Source organism: Microlunatus endophyticus, from assembly GCF_014646195.1.
Taxonomy (GTDB): Bacteria; Actinomycetota; Actinomycetes; order Propionibacteriales; family Propionibacteriaceae; genus Microlunatus; species Microlunatus endophyticus.
In genome coordinates this window covers 19,721-43,020 of record NZ_BMMZ01000009.1, presented here as the reverse complement: position 1 = coordinate 43,020, position 23,300 = coordinate 19,721, and the positions used below count along the sequence as shown (strand labels likewise).

Here is a 23,300-nt window from a genome sequence, read left to right as displayed (position 1 = left end):
GCTGGAATGGCGCGGCTGGATCCCAGCTACCGATGGACCGCAGACTGCAGTCCACCATCGACGATTGTGAAGGAGTGCTGTGCAGACCATCACCCTCGGCCGTACCGGCCTCGTTGTCTCCCGGCTCATCCTCGGCGGCTACCCCTTCGGCGGCGTGAATCGTGCCCATGACTGGGATCCCTGGTCGGCTGCCGGTCGGGCGACGGCGATCGGCACGGTCAACCACGCGTTGGACCGGGGCATCAGCTACATCGACACCGCTCCCAGCTACGGCGCCGGCAACAGCGAGTCGATCATCGGTGAGGTGATGAAGCCCCGCCGCGACGAATGCGTGCTCGCGACCAAGGTCAACTGGGAGGGCCGTTCCCGTCGGGATGTGATCGACAGCGTCCATGCCAGCCTCGACCGGCTGCAGACCGATCACCTGGACATCGTCCAGTTCCACGGCGGCTTCTACACCCCTGCCGATCATGACCACATCGTCAGCGGCGGACCGCTGCAGGCATTGCGGGAGCTCAAGCAGCAGGGCGTGATCGGCTTCATCGGCATCACCGCCGAGGAGCCGTGGACGGCACTGCCGTTCCTCACCGAGCCCGACATCGACGTCTACCAACTGGCCTACAACCTGATCTACCAGTCCGCAGCCCGGCACATCCTCAATGCCGCGAGGGAACACAACGTCGGCGTGATCACCATGCGCACCATGACCTCCGGGATTCTGCAGCGGACCGTGCGACAGCTGGCACCGGAGTGGGCGCGGGCGCGCGACGTGTACCGCACCGCGCTGGAATTCGTCCTGGCCGACTCACGGGTGCATGCGCCGATCGTCGGGATGCGCTGGCCGGACGAGGTCGATCTCAATGTGGACCTGGTCGAGTCGTTCGCGCCCGATTTCGATCTTGCGGACCTGCCCCGGATGACCGCCCACATCTATCAGGCCGAGGATGCCGAGTGAGTCCAGGCAGCGCCGGACTGCGCTGGGACGTGCTGAACATCGGCAATCTCAGCCGGAACCGGTTCTGGGGTGAGCCGGATGATCATGCCGTCCGGCGGGCCTGGTGCACGAGCACCCTGGTCCGGACCCGGGATCTCACCCTGGTCGTCGATCCGGGCCTCCCGGCCGAAGCGATGACGCAGGTGCTCGATCAGCGGGCCGGACTGCGGCCTGACGATGTCGACGCCGTGTTTGTCACCCATCGGCACGGTGATCATCGGGTCGGTCTGGACGCCTTCGCAGGCGCCACCTGGTGGATGGCCGGCGCAGAGTTGGAGAGTTGGGCCGAGGACGCCGCACAATCGGCCTCCGACCCGCCCGACGCGCTGCTGCGGGCGCGACTGCAACCGGCGCCGGACGTGCTCGTCAGCGGAGTCCGGGTGATCGCCACTCCGGGTCACACCGCGGGACATAGTTCCGTACGGCTGGAGGCCGATGAGGGCACCGTGATCATCGCCGGTGACGCGGTGATGACCCGGGACTTCCTGATCGGCCGGGAGGTGTTCTTCAACACCGTCGACCGAGAGGCGGCGCGCCGCTGCCTGGATGAGATCGCCGCCACCGCTGTCGTGGTCGTCCCAGGGCACGACAACGCGTTCACCGTCACCGCGGGAGCTTGATTCCGGGCGTTTCGCGCTGGGGCGATGCCTTGCCGACAGGCGACAGTCATGCCATGATGAGTCCGATATCTGGCAGTGAAATTCCACGATCCGAAAGTGATCCCATGGCAGACGACACAACAGTGACGTTGACAATTGCCCCTGAGCTCGACGGTCCGCCGGTTCGGTGGGCAGCGGAGATCCTGACCGGTCGCACCGGAGGGACGGCTGACGGGCCGTCGGTGGAGCTGGTCGCCGGCGACATCGGCCCGCAGGGCTATGCCTACGCCGCCTCCGATGATCGGTTGCTGATCACGGCCACCGATGCGGTCGGTGCGTCGTACGGGCTGGTCGGGCTCGCTGATCAGCTGAGTCTGGCCGGTGATCTTCGGTCTGCCGTCGCCGGACTGGACGGGCGCAGCGCTGCGGCTGCCATGCCCGTCCGTGGAATCATGCGCTCCTTCTCCAGCGTCGACGAGGACCTGGGATGGTTCACCAGCCGGGAGTTCTGGGTCGACTACCTCGATTGGATCGCGCAGGCACGATTCAGCCGGTTCCACCTGACCTTGGGGATGCAGTACAACTACGGCGCCGATCTCAACGGCGCGACGGACAACTACCTCTGCTTCGCTTACCCGTTCTTCCTCGACGTACCGGGCTGGGACGTGCGTGCCGAGGGCGTCAGCGACGAGGAACGGGACCGCAACCTGGAGATCCTGAAATTCATCATCGCCGAGACCAAGCGCCGCGGGCTGGATTTCCAGATGGGACTGTGGAACCACGCGTACGACTACGGCCGGAATTCGGTCCATCGCTTCCCGATCACCGGGCTGACACCCGACACCCACGCCGACTACTGTGCCGCGGCGATCACCGAACTGCTGCGGGAGTGCCCGGATATCGACGGCTTCTCGTTCCGTGTGCACTACGAGGGCGGCATCCCCGACGAGGGCCACGAACGCTTCTGGGGAAAGGTTTTCGACGCGTTGTCGGCGACCGGCAAGCCGCTCCAGGTGGACATGCACGCCAAAGGCGTCGACGACGCGCTGCTCGACGCGGTGGACAAGCCCGGACTCAAGCCGGTGCTGGGCGCTAAGTACTGGGCCGAGCACCAGGGCCTGCCGTATCACCAGGCCTCGATCCGCAGGATGGAGGAGTCCAAGCCCGTTCCTCCGGGCCATGAGCTGACTGCCATCACGGAATTCTCCCGACGCTTCACGCGCTACGGCTACGGCGACTTCCTGAACACCGACCGTCGCACCGATCTGATCTTCCGGGTCTGGCCCGGGACGCAGAAGCTGCTGCTCTGGGGCGACCCGGCACTGGCGGCAGGCTACGGCCGGCTGTCGACCTTCGCCGGCGCGATCGGCATCGACGTCTGCGAGCCGCTGTTCTTCAAAGGACGCAAGGGAAGCGGCGTCCCCGGCCGTCGCGATCCCTACATCGCCGACGATCTTCGGCTCGGCCTGGCGGACTGGACGAAGTACAAGTACACCTACCGGCTCTGGGGACGCAAGCTCTACAACCCCGACGCCCCGGCTGACGAGTGGCGCGGCTATCTGCGCCAGACCTATGGCGACTATGCCGAGGCCGTCGAGAAGGCGCTGGCCCCGCTGAGTCGGATCCTGCCGCTGGTCACGGTCGTCCACGGCGTCGGCGGATCGAACAACGGCAACTGGCCCGAGATGTACACCAGCCTGCCGGTCACCCAGGGGGTCGACCCCGGTCACTACGGCAAGGACACCGAGACGCCGCCGATGTGGGGGACCGTCAGTCCCTTCGACCCGACGACCTTCTACGTGATCAACGAATGGGCGGCCGATGCGCTGGCCGGACGACTGGACGGTCGCTACACCCCGCTCGAAGTCGCCGACTGGATCTCCGGATTCGTCGCCGAGGCCGACGAGCATGTCAAGATCCTGCGATCGGCACCGGAGCCGGACCCGCAACTGCGCCGTACGGCTGTCGACGCGGTGATCCTTTCCTACCTGGGCAGCTTCTTCGCGGCCCGGTTCCGCTCGGCGGCCGACTACGCGATCTATCAGCAGACCGGCGACCGCACCCGACTGGAATCGGCACTGGTCGCGAACCGCGAGGCGCGGGATGCCTGGATCGAGCTGATCGATGCCAGCGAGGGAATCTACCAGTCGAATCTGCGTTTCGGGCCGGAACGCAACGAGCACGGCAACTGGGCCGACCGGCTGACCGCGATCGAAGCCGATGTCGATGCGATGGCACGTGAACTCAAGGCCTGCGCCGACGAGCCCGGCCGGCCGGCGAGGGTCGCCGTGCCCGATCGTCCGGCGAGCACCGGCCTGCAGCATCAGCCGCCCGAGTCGTACGAGCCAGGGGACGATGTGATGCTGTCGGTTGCGCCAGCAGCCAATGTCACCGGCGTGCGGTTGCGGTACCGCCACGTCAACCAGGCCGAGCATTGGGAGACGGTTGATCTTGAAGCGAGATCCGGTCAGCTGGTCGGGACCATCCCTGGGGACTACACCAAGTCGACCTATCCGCTGATGTACTTCTTCGTCGTTGAGCACGACAATGGTGCGGTCGCACTACATCCCGGATTCGAAGCAGACCTGGCCAACCAGCCGTACTACCTGATCATGCCGAGCTGAGCATGTCGGGCTGACCAGCAGCAGGGCCGTTGCCCCGGGTCAGTCGAGGACTCCGAGCAGTTCCTGCGAGATCGCCGTGGCCTCGCTGATCAGCAGCGGGACCGCCTTCTTGCCGAGCTCCTTGGTGACCCGAAACGCCGGGCCGGAAATGGAGATCGCCATCGAGATCGGGACGTCCGGCACTGCCACGGCGTAACAGAAAACACCGTTCTCCTGCTCGCCGTTGTCGGTGGCATATCCGGCGCGCCGGATGCGGTTCAACTCGGTCCGCAATTTGGCGACATCGGTGATCGTCCGTTCGGTCGCAGCAGGCATTCCTGCTCGCTGGACGATGCGGGCCACCTGGTCGTCCGGCAGCTGCGCCAGGATCGCCTTGCCGACTCCGGTCGAGTGCGTGTGCGCCCGATGACCGACCTCGGTGAACATCCGCATCGGATGCGGAGAGGGCGACTGGCCGATGTAGACGACCATGTCGCCCTCGAGCACGGCAAGGTTGGCCGACTCGCCGGTCTCCCGGGCCAGGGTGTCGAGGTGCGGCATGGCGATCGGACCGAACTGGGCGTCGACGCGACCGGCCAGCCGGACCAGGCCGAGTCCGAGCCCGTAGCGCCTGTTCGGCAGCTGGCGTACGTAGCCCAGGGACACCAGGGTCTTCAGGAAGCGGTGGGTGGTCGGGGCCGGCAGATCGATGGCGTTCGACAGTTCGGTCAAGGATAGGTCCCCGCTGTCGGCGAGCAGTTCGAGCAGATAGAACGCTCGCTCGACCGACTGGACTCCTCCCGAAATCCTGGTAGCCACCATCTCCCGCTCACTGCCTCCAAGGGTGCACCCGGCCGATATCCACGCTGCGTGGAAGGTAGCACAGCGTCAAGGGTGCAGCGAGCCGGTCGATCGGCACTGTCACTGCACCGCCAGGTCCTCGATGACGATCACCTCATGATCGGTGATCTTGTCGACCTCGAAGCTGACATAGCCGTCTTCCGCCTTGCCGGTCAGCTCGACGCCGGTGACCCGGGAGGTGATCCTCGGCTCGGTCGGGCCCTCGTGGCGTACCCGCACCGCGACCGGACCGACCGGGACCAGATGCGCCTCCCGGCCGGGGACCCGGGAGGTCAGGACCCGGTTGGTCAGATGCAGGATCCGGCGTCCCGGCTGCCCGTACAGCGACGCACTCACCAGCCCATCGGCATCGATGGTGAAGGCCGGACGATCACCGATTGCCCACCGCACGGCATTGCCGATGATGGTGGCGTGGTCCGGTTGCTCGTCGCGGGCATAGCTGCGGTCCAGATCGGCCAGCAGCCACACCAGACGACCGCCCGCCGGCAGCTGCTTGGCGATGATCGCCGGCACCTCGGTGCGCGGCTCGCGCATCCACGAGGTCTCCGGGGGATAGATCGGGAAGTCCGGGACGAAGGTGGCCAGCACCTCGGCATCCTCGACCTGCGCGACCGGGAGGTAACCACCGAAGGCGATCAGATCGGTCTCGTCGAGGCCGGTAACGACCGGGTGCCGGCTGCCTACAGGCTCCGGCGCCGAGGTGTCGCTGGGGCCGTCGAACCGGGCACGTAGTTCCGGCGTCAGTCGCAGGTAGCTGTGCCGCGCGTGGGTCTCGATGTTGAAGTCTGCCAGGCTCCGGGCACCGAACGACTCTCCGGTCAGGTGCACGCCGAACAGATCGGCAAGCGCGGAGTCGGATCGGGGGTTGCCGTCGCCGTCCTGCAGCGCCACCGGACCGGAGATGATCACCGATCCACCCCGCTCGACGAATCGTCGGACGGCAGCCACCTGATCATCGGCCAGCACTTCGACATTCGGCAGCACGATCACCCTGACGCGGCCGGAGGCGGCGACCAGATCGTCGGCATGCAACGGCAGGTAGCCGAGGCCCGCAGCATTCACGGCTCGGACCACACCCTTGTACGGGTCGAGGGTCCGCTCGGCGGCACTGTCGCGGCCGGCGAAGTCGTTGTTCTCCTGCGACCAGACGATGCCGACGTCGGCGATCGGCGTCCTGTCGGTGAGGATGTCGGAGTTGTCCCGATGCCAGCCGAAGAGCGGCGCGGCCGTCCGGTACTGGCGACGATCGTCGTGCCGGGAGCCGATGTGGTGCCACCACGGCTGGATTCCGCCCGCGAAGCCTGCCGTCGCCCACAGGCGGACCTCTGCCGCAGGCATCGCCGCGACCCGGAACGCCGGTACGCCGAGCTGGTACTGCGGTGTGCTCTCGGGGATGAGCTTGTCCCAGCCGAGCAGCTCGTGCAGCCGCTTGCCGGCCTCGGTGTTCTGCTCGAAACCGTCGACCTGATTGCGATGCTGGTGGTCGAGCATGATCAACTCCGACCTCGACAGGATCTGCCGAAGGTCGATGGATCGGTCCGAATTCCGCAGCACCTCACCGCTGATCATCCCGAACCAGAGGCAGTCGGGGCCGCCGGCTTCGGTGGTGACCCGGTTGTTGAGATCCCACAGGTCGGTACGCCGCTGGTAGCTCCACCTGATCCAGGCCCGATACTGTGGCGCATCCCAATCGTGATCATGAGGGAGCTCGAATCCGGTGGCAGTGCGGAAGAGCTCGGCGCAATGACTGCAGTAGCAGATCGATTGGCGGGGGAGGCCTGCCCAACTGTTGTCGGCGAACCCATCCGGGTGGCTGCGTTCGATGATCTCCCTGAGGACGTCGGGAAGGTACTCCCGGTAGTAGGGGGAGTTGATGCAGGTGACCCACTTGTCGGCGACCGTGATCGGCTGGCCGTCGATGTCGCGGCAGATCCACTCCGGATGTGCGCGGTAGAAGGCTTCGTCGACCCGGTTGGAGTCCATCCTCGCGACGACAGCCAGTCCCTCGTCGCGCGCCGAGGCCACGATCTCGCCGTACAGATCGCGGTCACCCAGCGCCACGGCGCGATGATGCAGCTCGAATTTCGACGGATAGTAGGCGACGATTCCGCCGGCGTTGATGATCGCGCCCTGGACTGCCGTGTCGTGCCAGTGCTTGCGCCACCAGGCGTCGTCGTATCGCTGCGGATCGATCTCGGTCAGGTTGGTCTGGGCCCAGCGCAACGTTGTGCGGTACCACGGATCGGCGGCGGTCATGAGTGGAATCCCTTTCTGGAGCTGCTGTGGATCAGCACATAGGGCTGGTTCGCCAACCCCGGTTCGAAACCCGGCACTACGGCTTGCTGCCCGGACCTGTCCTTGATCGCGAAGAAGTAGATCAACGGAAAGCTGCTGGCTGTATAACCGGCGTCGATGGTGGCGTTGTAGCCGTCATTCGTCGCTGTCATGGCCAGTTGCTGGAACGCCTCGGCCTGGTCGACGTGTCGATAGTGCAGGACGACCTCTGCCAGCTCGGAGCCGCCCGTCACAGTGAGCTCGAGTGGCGCGCCTCGGTCGAAGGCAGTCGGTGGCTCGTGATGGATGCCCGGATCGGCCAAGCGCCCTGGCGGATCGTCCACCACACTGGTCGGGGTGCCGGCCGGGGCCTCGTCCAGCTCGGCGCGCAGTGCGGCAAGATCGCGGTCGATCGATGGCAAGCGGTCGGCCCAGGTGCCGCCCTCGTACGGTTCCTTCCCGAACATCAGCTGTGGTTGATAGACGCCCGCCGCCAGCTCCGCGATCTCGGCATAGGCGTCCCTGGCAGGACGATAGGTCGCGATGCACCTCGCGAGCAGGGAGACGTCCTTGGTCGCGGTGTAGGTCGAGTACTGCACGGCGGAACGGAACTTGCCGGCGAAAAAGGTGCCGAGACGGGCGAGGATCTCCAGGTCCAGCACTGTACGCCGCAACTGGGCCTGGTCGGGCGCGCCACCATCCGTCTGGGCGGTGCGCAGGAAAGACAGGTGCTGTTCACCGCGGCGGACCAGGTCCTCGAGCCATCCAGCGACCTCGAGCGGGGTGTAGCGGGCGTCGAGCCGGGAGTTGACGAGATCGTCGACGTATCCGTCCACCGAATAGAACAACGTCGGATCGAACGGGCTGATCCCACCCCAGTTATTGGCGTCGTCGGTGTCGTGGATGATCAACTCGTCGATGAGTTCGCTCTCCTCGTCGGCCGTGTACTCGATCAGTGCATCGCCACGGGCAGCTTCGTCGAAGTGCACGGAGTAGGCGTACGAGATCCCGAGCTTCTCAGCGCGAGGATCAGGTTTGCGTACGCTGACTGGTACTCCGGCATGGATCCTGGCCGAGATCGGCACGTTCGCGTACATCTCCGGCCAGTAGAGGTTGTTCGACCCGCTGGCCCCGTGGGTGACCGTGACCAGCGGCAGCACCTTGCTCAGCGAACTCAAGGCGCCCTCGACCGCAGACGCCGCCGCACCGTAGGTGTCCGCGAGGTAGCGACGCCAGATCCTGGGGTCGCAGTCCGGGTCGTGGAGCAGTCGTCCCCACAGCAGATAGGTGTACTTGTATTTCGTCCAGTCCCGGACGCCCAGCTGGAGATCGGAAGCTGCGTACGGATCTCGCGCACCGTGTGCCGCGGTGTCGTCGCGTCCCTTGAAGAACAGCGGCTCGCACAGGTCGACACCCCGTGAGCCCGCGAAGGTGCTGTAACGGCCGAAACCGGCGGCAAGCTCGGGATCGCCGGACAATAACAGGCGTTGGGTACCGGGCCAGATCCTGAACATGAAGTCGGAAGGACGATCCTCTGCGAGGAAGTCGCCGTAGCCGTAACGGGTGAAGCGACGGCTGTAGTTGGTGACGCCGCGCAGATCCGCGCCCTCCTCGATAGGCCGGGCCGCCTCACGAGCCCGGATGGAGGCCTGGTGATAGGGCAGACCACAATGCTCGGCCCAGTACTTGCCGGAGATCACCGGGTGCAGTCCCGGCTTTGAGGCCAGTGACTCCAGCAGCAGTCCGTCGACACCCTTGGCATGCATGTCGATCTCGAGGCTCTTGCCGGACTGCGAGGCCGCGGTGAACACCTTGTCCCAGAACAACTCGTGTCCGTCCTCGGGGATGCCTCCCTCGTAATGCACCCGGAAGGTGAAGCCACCGATGCCGGGACACTGGTCGAGCAGCTTGGCCAACGCCGCCGCCGAGTAGTCGGCGTGATTGCTCGCGTCGAGTCCGCTGATCGGGAACCGTTCCCTGGACTCCGGCCCGTAGTCGTAGGCGTGATTCCACAGGCCGAGCTGGAAGTGCAGGCCGCGGCGAACCGTCTCGGACGCGATGAACCGCAGCGATTCCAGGTTTCGACGCTGCTCTGCAGCGTCCACGCCCGCCGCATGCACGTCGAAACCCTCGACGTCGAAGAGAAACGGATAGGCGAAACACAGGTAGTTGTCCGTCACCGTGTCATGTGAATAGTTGTACTGCATGCCGAGAGTTAGGTGGAATCGGTTGACCCGACTGGTGGCGATCCAGTCCAGATACTCGGCCCAGAAATCGCGATCATGGAACCACGCACTGTCGTGGTCGACATTGGCGAAGTCGCGCTGGATTCCGCGGACCGGGACGGCCGCCGGATGATCACCGGTCCTGATCCCGGCCAGCACGGCGGCGGGATCAGCACCATCCCCAGCCGCATCGGCGACGTCGAGCAGTCCGTAGGCGAAGCCGCGTGAATCCGAGGCCCGCAGCGTCAAGGGGCCGTCACCGGAGGTCTCGAAACTGTAGAATTCGGCAGCCCCCGCCTCGGTGATCAGGTTCACGTGCGCCGAGGCGTCCGGGCCGGTCGCTGCGACGCCGATGCCGGAGGTCGCCAGGCGCTCGGTGAGGACGCCGATCGCCCAGTCGAGCGCCGGTGCTGACTGCACCGGGTCGGCCGTGTCGCGGCTGATGACGAGTCGGGAGGCTGACGGTGGATTGGTGATCAACTGAGCTGTCTCCTCGGAAGGTGGCGGACGGTGTCGGGCTTATCGGAGGCCGCTGGCCGCGATGCCCTGCACGAAATATCTCTGTGCCAGCAGGAACACGACGATGACCGGCAGGATGCTGATCGCCGATGCGGCCATCAGCAGCGTCGTGGTGGAGAAGTACTGGCCCGAGAACTGGGCGAGCGCGAGCGGGAGTGTCGCCAGATTGGTCGAGTTGATGAAGATCAACGGACCGAAGAGATCGTTCCAGGACTCGATGAAGGTGAAGACGGCAACCGCCGCGACGGCCGGCCGGACCTGTGGCAACAGGATCCGCCAGTAGATGCCGAAGATGCTGACACCGTCGATCTTGGCGGCGTCATCGAGCTCACGGGGCAGGCCCATGAACGCCTGGCGCAGGAGGAAGGTTCCGAACACGGGTGTCATCACCCGTGGCACCCACAGCGGCAACTGGGTATCGACCCATCCGATCCGCTGGAAGATGATGTATTGCGGGATGAGCAACACGATGCTCGGAATGATCGCCGTCGCCAGCACGAAGAAGAACGCGATGTCACGGCCCGCGAACTCCAGCCGTGCAAAGGCGTACGCCGCAATCGACGAGATCACCAATACACCGACGACGTTGATGACGGCGAGTTGCACCGAATTCCACAGGAACGGGCTGATGGCCGTGAATGCCTGCCCGTAGTTGCTCCACACGAAATGTTGCGGGATCAGCGACAGGGTGTGGGCACTGAGATCGGTCTCGCTCTTCAACGATGTTGCCAGCATCCACAGCAATGGCGTCGCGAAGGCGATAGCCAGTACCAGCATGAAGATCCATCGGGCGCCGCGGGCGACGAACCGCGCCGCGTGCGCGTCGGCTGCGCTCGGCGCCGGGATCGCCTTGGGTGGAGCAAGTTGGGCTTCGGTCGACATGGAACTAGCTCTCTTCAGCAGTCGGGACTAGTCGTTGTAGAACACCCAGCGACGTTGCAACCGCAGCTGGGCGAAGGTCACCAGGCCGATGATCAGGAACAGGATCCACGCCATGGCGGAGGCGAATCCAAGATCACCGAAGGTGAAACCGTTCTGGTACAAGTAATAGATGTAGACGGTTGTCGCCGTGCCGGGACCACCCTTGGTCATGACGAAGATCAATGCGAACACCTGGAACGACGCGATGATCTGGGTGATCAGCACGAAGAAGATCTGCGGTGTCAGCAGCGGCAGGGTGACCCGGAGGAAACGGTTCCAGGAATTCGCCCCGTCGACCTTCGCAGCCTCGTGGAGCGTCTCCGGGATGTTCTGCAGTCCGGCCAAGAAGATCACCATCGGATAGCCGATGGCCTGCCAGGCCGATACCAGGATGACGGCCGGCATGGCCCAGTGCACGTCGGTCAACCATGACGGGCCGTCGATTCCGATCTTCGCCAGCAGTTGGTTCAGGACACCACTCGGTGTGAACAGCTGGCTCCAGACCAGGCCGATCGCCACGATGCTGGTCACGTACGGGGTGAAGTACGCGGTCCGGAAGACGGCGTTGGAGACCTTGCCCTTGCCGTTGCACAGCACCGCTAGCAACAGGGCACCGATGATCGTGAGCGGAATGACGCCGACGGTGAACTCGATCGTGTTGAGCAGCGTGCGCCAGTACTGCGGATCCTTGGTGAACATCCGGGCATAGTTGCCGAATCCGAGGAACTTCGGAGTCGTGATCCCGTCCCAGTTCGTGAAGGAGGTGTAGATGGAGACCACGACCGGGATCCCTTGGAACGCGAGGATTCCCAGGATCAGTGGTCCGATGAAGAGCCAGCCGTACAGCGTCATGCGGCGTCGTGCCCGCCGCGCACTGGCACGACGCTCGGGAGCGGAGGTCGGGCCGGTTGCCCGGACGGGCATGTCGGACATCGTTGTCACCATCGGATCAGCCGGCCGCCAGCGCTTGCTCGACCTGGGCGCGGATGCCTCCGAGCGCTTTGGCTGCGGTGAGATCGCCGGTGTAGACCCGCTGCAGCTGGGGACGGAAGAGGCTGACCGCGGCCGAACCTGCCGTCGTGTAGTTGACGATCTTGTTGTGGTCGGCGCCCGAGCTGAGCAAGTCGATGTGGGCCGGGTATTTGCCGGGACTCTTCAGGGATTCCGCCGCCTTCTTGTTCACCGGGACAGAGACGCCGGCCTCGGCGATGAACCTTCCGCCGTCCGGTCCGATCGCGAAATTGAGGTAGTCCCAGGCGGCGTCAGGGTTCTTGCCCTTCTCCGGAATGATGTAGAGCACGACGCTGCCCTGTTGGTACTGGTTGACCTTGGCCGGGATCGGCGCGAGATCCCACTCGAAGTCCTTGACGTTCTCGTTGTAGTAGGCGATGTCGGACGAGGTTGCCAGCATCATGCCGAGCTTGCCGGCGACGAACATCCGCTCGACGGCCTGGTCAGGTGTCACGTCGCCCCATTTCGGCTGCACGTGGTACTTGTTGGTCAGATCGGCGACCCACTGGATCGCCTCGACGCCCTTGGGATCGGCCAGGGTGAACTTTTTACCGTCCGGCGAATAGGTGCCCTCGCCGCCGTTGTTGCGGGACCAGATCTCTTCGTATCCGGTGTCCTGGTAGATCGACGCACCGTACTGGCTGGTTCCTTTCGTCAGGGACTTGGCGGCGCTCAGGAAGTCGTCCCAGGTCCAGTGGTCCGCGACCCAGTCGGTCGGCGGCAGCGGAACGTTTTCCTTCTGGAACATCGTCTTGTTGTAGTAGAGCACCCGCACCTGCTGGGCGACGACCAGTCCTCGCTGACCGCTGGGTAGGTCCGACCAGGTGAAGATGGGGAAGAAGTCGTCCTTGTTCAGGCCGGACTTCTTGAAATAGGGCGCCAGGTCCTTGCTCAGCTTCTTCCCGGAGATCTCTCCCAGGAAATCGTCGTTGAGTCGCATGACGTCCGGCGGTGCGCCGCCGGCGAGGAGGGTGCGGAACCGGGTCTGGTAGTCGTCGAAACTGACACTGGCCTGTGCCTGGATCTTCTTGCCGGACTTCTTGGACCAGGCGTCCGCGATGGCGCCCTTGAGCAGGTCGCCGACGCCGTCCTCCCAGGAGGCGCTGGTGACGATATTGCTACCGCCACCTGCTGCTGCGCCGGCGCTGCCGTTGCCCTTCGCGCAGGAACTGAGCGCGAGTGCAGCGGCACTGAGCCCTGACGTCGTGAGCAGGGCGCGGCGGGACATCGTTGAGCTACCGCGAGTCATCGGCCAATCTCCGATCTCTGAGAAGCGATCCGTGGCTCTCATAACGGAAAGGCGTGTGACGCCACCGCGCGTGCAGTCGAATCGCCGCGCGCCAGGTGAGTCATCGTCGAGCCACTGGACATGATGGATTGAGCTATGCGATTGTCGGAAAGCGCCGTATCGTGAAACGCGATTTCCGGATGCCGACATACGTTCTAGCCGCAGGGCTGCAGGGCCTTGTGAGAAAAGCTCCGCTATGTGGTAGTTGAACTCCACGACATGGAAACTGCGTGCTAGCGTAGAGCAGGAGCTGACGCGGGTCAATGGCCCCGCCGAAGTTCCGGCTCGGGACCGATCCGACGCCGTGGCCGGTTGCCGAGAGTTCCCTCTGGGCCACAGATCCGAGTTGTATCCGGTGATGTGCGGAAGCTTCTTCAGAGTTGATCACGCCCGCAGTCGCTGTCCCGACGGCACGCACTCGGCGCCGGTTTGATCAGGCTCGGCGATCAGGCGCAGGCGCCGCTGGGCGAGTATGCGGGACGTGAATTGGACACGCTGGTGCAGTGTCTTGGTGGAAACCGCCAACCTTGCGATCCTCGACCGCGGCGCGGCGGTTTGCGTTGCGCAATCGCCGTCACCGCACCCGCTGCGGATGTTCACCGAGGTCGGTCACCGGGTCGCGCTGCACGACGCCGGGGTCGCGTAAGGAGATCCTGGCGGCATTGGCGGACGCGTCCGTTGAAGGATGCCGCTGAGCGGATCGGGCGTTGCCATGGACTCCGGAACCGCCCGATGATGGTGTGCCGGTGCCGACCGACGGTCCACGCTTGACCGGGACGTCGGTATGCTTTACCTTAAATTCCGGTGCGCGGAGTATCAATTCCGTAAAGTGGAATAGCTGCTGCAAGGGTCGTCGACGGTGGCACAACTGTCGGGGCCGTGTCGTCGAAGGGACGTTCATGTCGGATACAGAGCGCGTCGAGGTTGCGGGGCTGTCCGTGGCGGCCGGATTGCATCGGTTCGTCGAGGATGTCGCGCTGCCGGGTTCCGGGCTGGAGTCCGGCAGCTTCTGGTCGGGTGTGGCCACGATCTTCGCCGACCTCGCGCCGCGGATCGACCGGTTGCTCGCTGACCGGGACGAGATCCAGGCCAAGATCGACGACTACCACCGCGCTGCCCCCGGACAGGTCGACGAGGACAAGTACCTCGACTTCCTGACCGACATCGGTTACCTGGTCGATGACAAGGGCGATGTCCGGGTCGATACCGGAAACGTCGATACCGAGATCGCCGAGCAGGCCGGTCCGCAGTTGGTCGTCCCGCTGCTCAACAAGCGGTATGCAGCCAACGCGGTCAATGCTCGCTGGGGTTCGCTCTACGACGCTTTGTACGGCACCGACGCGATCGACCAGTCCGGTGACCAGTCGCCCGGTACGGACTACAACCCGCTCCGCGGCGCCGCCGTGGTGGATCGCGTACGGGACTTCCTCGACTCCGTCGCGCCGCTCGCCGATGGGAGCCACCGGAACGCGACGAGCTATGCGATCTCCGGCGGCCGGCTTGCCGTCGAGCAATCCGACAATGGCACCGTCGGACTGGCGGATCCGGACCAGTTCGTCGGATACCGCGGCGACCCGGCGGCCCCGGAATCCGTGATCCTGCTCCACAACCGGCTGCACCTGGAGATTCTGATCGATCGCCGGGCGCCCATCGGGCGCGACGACCCGGCCGGCATCAAGGACGTCCTGGTCGAGTCGGCCGTGACGACGATCATGGACCTCGAGGACTCGATCGCGGCCGTCGACACCGAGGACAAGGTGCTCGGCTACACCAACTGGCTGCAGCTGATGGCCGGCACGCTCTCGGCCGAGGTGACCAAGGCCGGACGGACCTTCACCCGCCGGATGAATCCCGACCGCGATTACACCGCCCCCGACGGCTCCCCGGCGACGCTGCGCGGTCGTTCCCTGCTCTTCGTCCGCCACGTCGGTCACCACATGAACACCGACGCGATCCTGGACAACGCCGGCAACCAGGTGCCGGAGGGAATCCTCGACGCGATCATGACCGGGCTCGGTTCGCTCCGCGATCTTCAGAGCCGAACCCAGCTCAACAACTCGCTGACGGGCTCGATGTATGTGGTCAAGCCGAAGATGCACGGGCCCGACGAGGTCGCGCTGACCGCCGACATCTTCGCTCACGTCGAGGAACTGCTCGGCCTGGCGCCGCTGACGATCAAGCTCGGCATCATGGACGAGGAGCGCCGGACGTCGGCCAATCTCGTCGCATCCCTGGTCCCGGCCCGAGATCGGATCGTCTTCATCAACACCGGTTTCCTCGACCGGACCGGCGACGAGATCCACACGTCGATGTATGCCGGCCCGGTGGTCCGCAAGGCGGAGATGAAGAGCCAGCCGTGGATCACGGCGTACGAGGACCGCAACGTCGACATCGGCATCCGGGCAGGGCTTCCGGGGCGCGCCCAGATCGGCAAGGGCATGTGGGCGATGCCGGATCTGATGGCCGACATGCTCGAACAGAAGGTCCAGCAGCCGCTGGCCGGCGCGACCACCGCCTGGGTCCCGTCTCCCACCGCCGCCACCCTGCACGCGCTGCACTACCACCAGGTCGATGTCTTCGCCCGACAGCAGGAACTGGCATCGCGACCACCCACCGACCGGCGAGAGCTGCTCCGAATCCCCTTGGCGGCCCGCGACTACACCGCCGAGGAGCGGCAGGTCGAGATCGACAACAACATCCAGGGCGTGCTCGGCTACGTCGTCCGTTGGGTCGACCAGGGGATCGGCTGTTCGAAGGTTCCTGACATCGACGACGTCGCCCTGATGGAGGACCGCGCGACGTGCCGGATCTCCTCCCAGCATGTCGCCAACTGGCTGCTGCACGGCCTCGTCAGCCGGGACCAGGTCGAGGAGACGCTGCGCCGGATGGCGGTGAAGGTCGACGAGCAGAATTCCGGCGACCCCGACTATCGACCGATGGCGCCGGGCTACGACGGCGAGGCGTTCCTGGCCGCCCGGGCCTTGATCATCGAAGGCACCGCTCAGCCGAACGGCTACACCGAGCCGATCCTGCATCGCTACCGTCGGCAGGTCAAAGACAAGTTGATCACTGAACCGGTGAGGAGTGCCTCGTGAGCACATTCGGTCTGGCAGCTGCCCGGGTCATCGTTGCGGCAGCCCTGGACACCGCGCACGCCGAGGATCTGAAGCCGATGGCGGTGATCGTGCTGGACGCCGGCGGCCATCTGATCGCCGCCGAACGCGAGGACGGCGCCTCGAACAAGCGCTTCGAGATCGCCCATGCCAAGGCGTACGGAGCCATCTCCCTGGGGATGGGCTCGCGGGCTCTGATGAGTCGTGCCGAACAGCAGGCGTACTTCATCTCCGGTGCCGCGTCGGCGATCGGCGGTGCGCTGGTCGCGGTTCCGGGCGGCGTGCTGGTCCTCGACGACGGCGCGGTCGTCGGTGTTGTTGGAGCGTCCGGTGACACGTCGGACAATGACGAGAAGGTCGTGATCGCGGGGATCGCCGCCGCGGGTCTGACCGCCCAGCCCGACTGAGAACCCCGACGCATCACGCCATCCGAAAGGTCACGCAGTGCCGCATCCGACCTCGCACCCCGTCACGGGTACTGAGCTGGGCGCCAGCGAACCGGCCGCGGCCGGGCGGGCCACTGCGGCCCGAAGTGCTTTCCAGGCGGCATTTCCGCCCGAGCAGCTGGTCACCGATGCGGTCGGACTGAAGGCGTACGAGTGCGACGGGCTCACCGCCTTCCGGATGCGGCCGGCGCTGGTCGTGCTGGCCGAATCCACCGAGGACGTCGCCAGGGCCGTCAGGATCTGTGCCGAGTACGGCGTCAGCTTCGTCCCGCGCGGGGCCGGTACCGGTCTGTCCGGCGGGGCGCTGCCCGGCCCGGACAGCGTCGTGATCAGCACTGCCCGGATGCGCAAGGTGCTGGCGATCGACGCCGACAACCGACGGATGACCGTCCAACCCGGGATGGCCAACAGCGCGGTGTCGGCGGCGGCAGAGCCGTACGGTCTGTACTTCGCCCCGGACCCGTCCAGCCAGATCGTCTGCAGTGTCGGCGGCAATGTCGCGGAGAACAGCGGTGGTGCGCATTGCCTGAAGTACGGCTTCACCACCAATCACATCCACGCCGTCACCGTCGTCACGCCCATGGGCGAGGTCGTCCAGCTGGGTGGCAACTCGGCAGACCCGATCGGTCCTGATCTGCTTGCGGTGTTCATCGGCTCCGAGGGCACGCTCGGCATCGTCACCGAGATCATCGTCAAGCTCCTGGTCCGTCCGGTCGCGGTCCGGACTCTGGTCGCCGACTTCGCGACAGCCGAACAGGCTGCCGATGCGGTCAGCGGCCTGGTGTCGCACGGAGTCATCCCGGCCGCGGTCGAGATGCTTGATCAACTCGCCATTTCAGCGGTGGAGACAGCCACCCATGCCGGCTACAACCGGGACGCCGGAGCCGCCCTGGTGATCGAGGTCGACGGATTCGACGCCGCAGTCGGCGAGGAGTTCGAGATCGCCGAGCGACTCTGCCGCGACAATCACGCCACCAACATCAGGATCGCCCAGACCCCACACGAGCGCGACCTGATCTGGAAGGGGCGCAAGTCCGCCTTCGCTGCCATGGGACGGATCAGTCCTGCCTACCTGGTCCAGGACGGCGTGATTCCGCGGACCCGGCTTGCCGAGGTCCTGACCCGCATCGACCAACTGGCCAACGCCGCCGCGCTCCGGGTCGCCAACGTCTTCCATGCCGGCGACGGGAATCTGCATCCGCTGGTGCTCTTCGACTCCGACAATGCCGAGGAGACTGAGCGCGCCGAACAACTCTCCACCGCGATCGCCGAGCTTTGCGTCGCCTTCGGCGGCGCGCTCAGCGGCGAGCACGGCATCGGAGCGGACAAGGCCTGCTCGATGCCGACGATGTTCTCCGACGACGACCTCGACACCATGCAGCGGGTCCGCAACGCCTTCAACCCGGACGGTCTGGCCAACCCGGACAAGATCTTTCCGACCCCGCGACTGTGTGGCGAGAGGTCCGGGAAGTACCGGCCGCACCCGTTGGAGACGACCGGCCTGATCGGACGCGGCTGATGGCCGCCGCCGGAACGGTTTCCGCCGTCGATGATCACCAGAGCCCGACCGACCTGGAGGCGGCGGCTCGGCTGCTCCGCGACACTGCGGGCGAGCGAGTCAGGATTCTGATCAGTGGTGCGGGCAGCAAACTGGGTTGGGCCGGACCCGTCGACTCTCCGGATCTGGAGATCAGTACCGCCGGCCTCGACCAGCTCATCGACTACCGGCCCGGTGACATGACCGTCGCCGTCCAGGCCGGCATGCCACTGGATGCCTTGCAGCCGGTCCTCGCCGAGCATGGGCAGTGGCTGGCCATCGACCCGCCGACCCAGGCAGCCGGAGCAACGATCGGCGGTCTGCTCGTCTCCGGTGATGCCGGTCCATGCCGACTGCGGCACGGCACGCTGCGCGACCTCTCGATCGGCTGCACCCTGGTCCTGGCCGACGGCACCATCGCCCGCGCCGGCGGTCACGTGATCAAGAACGTCGCCGGCTACGACCTGACCAAACTCATGCACGGATCCCTGGGCACTCTGGCGCTGGTCGTCGAGGTGGTACTCCGGCTCAATCCGCTGCCAGCGGCAAGCCGGACCATCCTCTGCAAGCTGGATGCAACCGGCGGGATCCGTGCGACCGCCGCGGTGATCGGCTCCGGTGTCGAGCCGAGCGCCGTCGAGTGGTCGGGAACGCCTTCCGGTACGGGTAATCTGCTGGTCCGCCTCGACGGCACCGCGCGGACGATCGAGGCATTGAGTGACCATGCCGTCCGGGCATTGCGCGACTCCGGTGCCCACAATCCGGAGATCGTGTCAGAAGCCCCTTCGACACCCTCAGGGATCTCGGGACCTGAGCTTGTCGCAGGGCAGCCCGCCCCCGCAACCGTCTGCCTCGGCACGCTTCCCGACCAGCTCCCGATGATCGCCGAGAAGATCGACAAGCTCGCAGATCGGCACCAGGTCGCAGTCTCCATGATCAGCAGCACCGGCCTCGGGCTGCACACGGCCAGGCTGTCCGGGCCGATAGCGGCGCAGGCGGCCATGGTCGACGAGCTCGGCGCCGTCGTCCAACACCTGGGCGGCAGCCTTGCGCTGCGCGACCGGGACCCCGAGCTGGATCGCGTCCGCGGGACGTCGGCCCCGATGCCGGAGCAACCGCCGGCCGCCGCACTGCAGCGCGCCGTCAAAGATCGTTTCGATCCCGATCATCGACTCGCCCCCGGCCGGTTCGCGCCCTGGTTCTGAGCCGAGCAGACCACCGATGCCCATGTCTTGGAGGGACCAGCGATGATCCAGCCGTCCGATGCCTTCGTGAGCGCGTCGATCCTGGACCGCCAGGGACGCGTCTTCGATGATCATCATCCGCCCGAGGACGAGTTGATCTCCGACTGCGTGCACTGCGGATTCTGCTTGTCGTCGTGCCCTACCTATCAGCTCTGGGGCAACGAGGTGGACTCGCCGCGCGGCCGGATCTATCTGATGAAGGCTGGCAACGAGGGCACGATCGAACTCGACGACGCGTTCGTGCAGTCCTTCGACAACTGCCTGGGCTGTCTGGCCTGCACGACCGCCTGTCCCAGCGGCGTGCAATACGACAAGTTGATCACCGAGGTCCGCCCGCAGATTGAACGGCACCATCGGCGCCGACTGCCCGACCGGGTCTGGCGGGCGATGATCTTCGCACTCTTCCCGCATCCCGACCGGCTGCGGGTGGCGGCGGTTGCGGGGGCCGTCTACCAGCGCACATTGCGGCCGGTGCTCGTACGATCCGGTGTGCTGGGACGGCTGCCGAAGAAGCTGCAGGCGATGGAGGCGCTGTTGCCGCCGGTACGGATCGGCGACGTCATGGCCCGGTTGCCGGAACGCACGGCGGCGACGGGACCCGTACGCCGGCGGGTCGGGATCGTCACCGGCTGCGCGCAGCAGGTCTTCTTCCACGACGTCAACCAGGCGACCGTCCGGGTCCTGGCGGCCGAAGGATGTGAGGTCTTCGCGCCGACGCATCAGGGCTGCTGTGGTGCACTGTCCGAACACGTCGGGCGCGAGGACGTGGCGCTGGACCAGGCCCGGAGGTTGATCGACGACTTCGAGCCGCTCGGCCTCGACGCCGTCGTCACCAACGTCGCCGGTTGCGGAGCCAACATCAAGGAGTACGGCCATCTGCTCCGTGACGATCCGGTCTACGCCGAGCGCGCGGCTGCCTTCTCGGCGAAATGTCGGGACATCTCCGAGGTCCTGGACGAGCTCGGCCCGGTTGCCGACCGGCATCCGATCAACGCCCGGGTCGCCTACCACGACGCCTGCCATCTGGCCCACGGACAGCAGGTCCGCAGCCAGCCACGGGCCGCGTTGCGGACCATCCCGGGGCTGGAGGTCTGCGACATCCCCGAATCGGAGATCTGCTGCGGATCGGCCGGGACCTACAACCTGACGAATCCCGAGCCGGCCGAGCAGCTCGGCAGGCGGAAGGTGGCCAACATCGCCACCACTCATCCGGACCTGATCGCCACCGGCAATGCCGGCTGCCTGCTCCAGGTGCGCCGCTATCTCGCCGAACGAGATGATGCGGTCCCGCTCTACCACCCGATCCAGCTCATCGACTTCTCCATCCGCGGCGTGCAACCGCGGTTGGACCCGCCGAAGAAGGTTGGTGCGCAATGAGTGCTGTCCCGTCGGTGTCGAATTCGATCACGGTCCGTCTCGAGGTGCCGGCCGGTGGTTCGTCGGTGTCCGCGCTCACCATTGCGGTCGAGCGGGCAGGCGGCAGCATCACCGCCCTCGACGTGACCGCGTCCGGCCATCAGCGGTTGCAGATCGATGTGACGGTTGCGGCGCGGGACACCACCCATGCCGACGAACTGGTCGCAGTGATGCGGGCTGTCCCGGGCGTTGTGATCGGCAAGGTGTCGGACCGGGTGTTCTTGGCCCATATCGGTGGCAAGATCACGATGGACGGCAAGCGGCCGATTCGCAACCGTGACGATCTTTCCCTGGTCTACACCCCGGGCGTCGCCCGCGTTTCCACTGCCCTGGCAGCGAATCCCGAGGACGCGCGGCGGCTGACGATCAAGCGCAACAGCGTCGCCGTGATCACCGACGGGTCCGCGGTGCTTGGACTGGGCAACGTGGGTCCGTACGCGGCGTTGCCGGTGATGGAGGGCAAGGCTGCCTTGTTCAAGCGGTTCGGTGGGATCGATGCCTGGCCGCTGTGCCTGGACACCCAGGACACCGAGGAGATCATCTCCGTCGTGCGGGCAGTGGCTCCGGGTTTCGCCGGGATCAACCTGGAGGACATTGCGGCACCGCGATGTTTCGAGATCGAAGCCCGGTTGCGCGAGGAACTGGACATTCCGGTGTTCCACGATGATCAACACGGGACTGCGATCTGCGTCCTGGCCGCGCTGCTCAACGCCTTGCGCGTCGTCGGCAAGCAGATCGAAGACGTCCGGATCGTGATGTCGGGTGCCGGGGCGGCGGGAACGGCGATCATCAAACTGTTGTTGGCCGCCGGCGCCTGGAACCTCGTCGTCACAGACATAGACGGTGTCGTGCACTCCGGCCGGCAAGGCATCGCGGGCGAGCTGTTGTGGATCGCAGAGCACACGAACCGGGTTGGGGTGGATGGCACGATCCATAAAGCGATCGTGGGTGCCGACGTCTTCATCGGGGTGTCGGCTCCGAACGTGATCACCGGTGACGATGTCGCCAGGATGGCGGAGCGGTCGATCGTGTTCGCGTTGGCCAATCCTGATCCGGAGGTGGATCCGGCGGAGGCGAGTCGGTATGCGGCGGTGGTGGCGACCGGTCGTTCGGACTATCCGAATCAGATCAACAACGTTCTGGCCTTCCCTGGCGTCTTCCGGGGCTTGTTGGATGCCCAGTCCAAGGAGGTCACGACGCCGATGTTGGTTGCTGCGGCGCACGCGCTCGCCGGGGTGGTCAAGGATGAGGAGCTGAACGCCGCCTACATCACGCCGAGTGTGTTCCATGCCGATGTGCACACCGCGGTGGCGGCTGCGGTCCGTACGGCTGCGGGCGGTCCGGTCGAGCTCCCGAAAGACACCGAGCTTGGAGACGACGAGATCGTCCGCTCCTCGGCGCTGTGATCATCTGGATACCGAGTGGTTGTCGTTCCCGGGATTGGACCTAGGCATCGGCCGCCTCGATGAAGTGGTGCTCGATCGAGCGCACCGAGTTGTCGAGGTGTGCAACCAATGACGCGCGGGCTAACTCGGCATCTCCTGCGATGATGGCCTCGTAGATCGCTCGGTGCTCCTTGGCGAGTTCCTGCGGACTGTGCAGGTGATGAGTCTGTTTCAAGACCATGCACAGATGGGCCTCACCGATGATCGAGGCGTAGATGCGCCGCATGCGAGGGCTGCCCACCGCGTCGACGAGCGACTGGTGGAACGCGATGTCGGCATCGACGACACCCTTGGTTGCGCCGGCCTGTGCCGCGCGGTCGAAGGCTTCCAGCGCGGCATCTGCCGCCGCGAGCGGCAGGTGCCGTTCAGCTAGGTGAACGACAACGGTGCTTTCGATGGCTGTCCGGGTGAAGTAGATGTCGCGAACGTCGCTCACCGTCAGAGCCGGAACACGAGCTGACTTGTTCGCTGTCCGCCGCAGCAGGCCCTGGTGCACCAAGCGATCGATCGCCGCCTTGGCGGTTGGCCGGGCTACGCCGTACAACTCCGCGGTCTTCTGCTCGACCAGCACCTCCGAAGGGTCGAGTTCGCCGGAGAGGATCCGGTCACGGATGGCGTTGTAGACCGCATCGACGATCGACACGGTCCGCACTGTCTCGCTCATGCCGGAACTCTCCTTGACCTCTCCGCGACCCGGCGGTCCACCGGGCCTGAGCGCATACTGCCATACCGCTGGCATACCGCCCTAACGGGTGTTCGGGTCTAGCCAGATTGCAAGTCTATCTGGAGCACTTGACAGACAAT

Annotated in this window: 17 protein-coding genes; 10 read left to right on the top strand and 7 right to left on the bottom strand. The window is 65.7% G+C overall.

Features of this window, described 5'->3' with window-relative positions; all coding sequences use genetic code 11:
* Nucleotides 1–79: 79 nt before the first annotated feature.
* From IEY07_RS16715 to IEY07_RS16705, 3 genes are all read left to right on the top strand, one after another.
* Nucleotides 80–955: an aldo/keto reductase gene (locus tag IEY07_RS16715; protein WP_188896544.1), complete on the top strand. Its 876-nt coding sequence runs from the start codon at nucleotides 80–82 to the stop codon at nucleotides 953–955.
* Nucleotides 952–1,614 carry an MBL fold metallo-hydrolase gene (locus IEY07_RS16710; protein WP_188896543.1) on the top strand — a complete coding sequence of 221 codons (663 nt, stop codon included), beginning with the start codon at nucleotides 952–954 and terminating at the stop codon, nucleotides 1,612–1,614. The genes IEY07_RS16715 and IEY07_RS16710 overlap by 4 nt, the downstream gene beginning before the upstream one ends.
* A 104-nt stretch (nucleotides 1,615–1,718) precedes the next feature.
* Complete coding sequence (locus IEY07_RS16705) at nucleotides 1,719–4,217, top strand: hypothetical protein (protein ID WP_188896542.1); 2,499 nt, start codon at nucleotides 1,719–1,721, stop codon at nucleotides 4,215–4,217.
* A 39-nt stretch (nucleotides 4,218–4,256) separates the two neighbouring features.
* Here IEY07_RS16705 and IEY07_RS16700 read toward each other — a convergent pair whose 3' ends face one another.
* From IEY07_RS16700 to IEY07_RS16675, 6 genes are all read right to left on the bottom strand, one after another.
* Nucleotides 4,257–5,018, bottom strand: coding sequence for an IclR family transcriptional regulator (locus tag IEY07_RS16700; RefSeq protein WP_188896541.1), 762 nt, complete (start codon nucleotides 5,016–5,018; stop codon nucleotides 4,257–4,259).
* A gap of 99 nt (nucleotides 5,019–5,117) precedes the next feature.
* Entirely contained in the window at nucleotides 5,118–7,313 is a 2,196-nt protein-coding gene (locus IEY07_RS16695; RefSeq protein ID WP_188896540.1) for an alpha-amylase family protein, read from the bottom strand.
* On the bottom strand, nucleotides 7,310–10,036 hold the full coding sequence (locus IEY07_RS16690) for a hypothetical protein (RefSeq protein ID WP_188896539.1): 2,727 nt from the start codon (nucleotides 10,034–10,036) through the stop codon (nucleotides 7,310–7,312). Before IEY07_RS16690 ends, IEY07_RS16695 begins: the two co-directional genes overlap by 4 nt.
* 39 nt (nucleotides 10,037–10,075) lie before the next feature.
* Nucleotides 10,076–10,957, bottom strand: coding sequence for a carbohydrate ABC transporter permease (locus IEY07_RS16685; protein WP_188896538.1), 882 nt, complete (start codon nucleotides 10,955–10,957; stop codon nucleotides 10,076–10,078).
* 27 nt (nucleotides 10,958–10,984) lie between these two features.
* Nucleotides 10,985–11,929, bottom strand: a complete 945-nt coding sequence (locus IEY07_RS16680) for a carbohydrate ABC transporter permease (RefSeq protein WP_229670197.1) — start codon at nucleotides 11,927–11,929, stop codon at nucleotides 10,985–10,987.
* 16 nt (nucleotides 11,930–11,945) lie between these two features.
* Nucleotides 11,946–13,256, bottom strand: coding sequence for an extracellular solute-binding protein (locus tag IEY07_RS16675; RefSeq protein WP_188896537.1), 1,311 nt, complete (start codon nucleotides 13,254–13,256; stop codon nucleotides 11,946–11,948).
* 550 nt (nucleotides 13,257–13,806) lie between these two features.
* Between IEY07_RS16675 and IEY07_RS24490 the strand changes: the two genes are divergently transcribed.
* From IEY07_RS24490 to IEY07_RS16645, 7 genes are all read left to right on the top strand, one after another.
* Nucleotides 13,807–13,941, top strand: a complete 135-nt coding sequence (locus IEY07_RS24490; protein WP_268239236.1) for a hypothetical protein — start codon at nucleotides 13,807–13,809, stop codon at nucleotides 13,939–13,941.
* Between the two features lie 253 nt (nucleotides 13,942–14,194).
* On the top strand, nucleotides 14,195–16,390 hold the full coding sequence (locus IEY07_RS16670) for a malate synthase G (protein WP_188896536.1): 2,196 nt from the start codon (nucleotides 14,195–14,197) through the stop codon (nucleotides 16,388–16,390).
* Complete coding sequence (locus tag IEY07_RS16665) at nucleotides 16,387–16,815, top strand: GlcG/HbpS family heme-binding protein (protein ID WP_188896535.1); 429 nt, start codon at nucleotides 16,387–16,389, stop codon at nucleotides 16,813–16,815. The genes IEY07_RS16670 and IEY07_RS16665 overlap by 4 nt, the downstream gene beginning before the upstream one ends.
* A gap of 37 nt (nucleotides 16,816–16,852) precedes the next feature.
* Entirely contained in the window at nucleotides 16,853–18,373 is a 1,521-nt protein-coding gene (locus IEY07_RS16660; RefSeq protein WP_229670196.1) for an FAD-linked oxidase C-terminal domain-containing protein, read from the top strand.
* Complete coding sequence (locus IEY07_RS16655; RefSeq protein ID WP_188896534.1) at nucleotides 18,373–19,596, top strand: FAD-binding oxidoreductase; 1,224 nt, start codon at nucleotides 18,373–18,375, stop codon at nucleotides 19,594–19,596. Before IEY07_RS16660 ends, IEY07_RS16655 begins: the two co-directional genes overlap by 1 nt.
* Before the next feature lie 66 nt (nucleotides 19,597–19,662).
* Nucleotides 19,663–21,012, top strand: coding sequence for a heterodisulfide reductase-related iron-sulfur binding cluster (locus IEY07_RS16650; RefSeq protein ID WP_229670195.1), 1,350 nt, complete (start codon nucleotides 19,663–19,665; stop codon nucleotides 21,010–21,012).
* Nucleotides 21,009–22,457 (top strand): NAD-dependent malic enzyme, encoded by a 1,449-nt coding sequence (locus IEY07_RS16645; RefSeq protein ID WP_188896532.1) that lies wholly within the window; start codon nucleotides 21,009–21,011, stop codon nucleotides 22,455–22,457. The genes IEY07_RS16650 and IEY07_RS16645 overlap by 4 nt, the downstream gene beginning before the upstream one ends.
* A 40-nt stretch (nucleotides 22,458–22,497) precedes the next feature.
* Here IEY07_RS16645 and IEY07_RS16640 read toward each other — a convergent pair whose 3' ends face one another.
* Nucleotides 22,498–23,139: a GntR family transcriptional regulator gene (locus tag IEY07_RS16640; RefSeq protein WP_188896531.1), complete on the bottom strand. Its 642-nt coding sequence runs from the start codon at nucleotides 23,137–23,139 to the stop codon at nucleotides 22,498–22,500.
* Nucleotides 23,140–23,300: the final 161 nt, after the last annotated feature.

Bases quoted from the DNA above. Each gene is read 5' to 3' on its own strand.
- IEY07_RS16670 (WP_188896536.1), top strand. From the start codon at position 14,195: ATGTCGGATACAGAGCGCGTCGAGGTTGCGGGGCTGTCCGTGGCGGCC.
- IEY07_RS16655 (WP_188896534.1), top strand. From the start codon at position 18,373: ATGGCCGCCGCCGGAACGGTTTCCGCCGTCGATGATCACCAGAGCCCG.
- IEY07_RS16700 (WP_188896541.1), bottom strand. From the start codon at position 5,018: ATGGTGGCTACCAGGATTTCGGGAGGAGTCCAGTCGGTCGAGCGAGCG.
- IEY07_RS16685 (WP_188896538.1), bottom strand. From the start codon at position 10,957: ATGTCGACCGAAGCCCAACTTGCTCCACCCAAGGCGATCCCGGCGCCG.
- IEY07_RS16645 (WP_188896532.1), top strand. From the start codon at position 21,009: ATGAGTGCTGTCCCGTCGGTGTCGAATTCGATCACGGTCCGTCTCGAG.
- IEY07_RS16675 (WP_188896537.1), bottom strand. From the start codon at position 13,256: ATGACTCGCGGTAGCTCAACGATGTCCCGCCGCGCCCTGCTCACGACG.
- IEY07_RS16695 (WP_188896540.1), bottom strand. From the start codon at position 7,313: ATGACCGCCGCCGATCCGTGGTACCGCACAACGTTGCGCTGGGCCCAG.
- IEY07_RS16680 (WP_229670197.1), bottom strand. From the start codon at position 11,929: ATGTCCGACATGCCCGTCCGGGCAACCGGCCCGACCTCCGCTCCCGAG.
- IEY07_RS16705 (WP_188896542.1), top strand. From the start codon at position 1,719: ATGGCAGACGACACAACAGTGACGTTGACAATTGCCCCTGAGCTCGAC.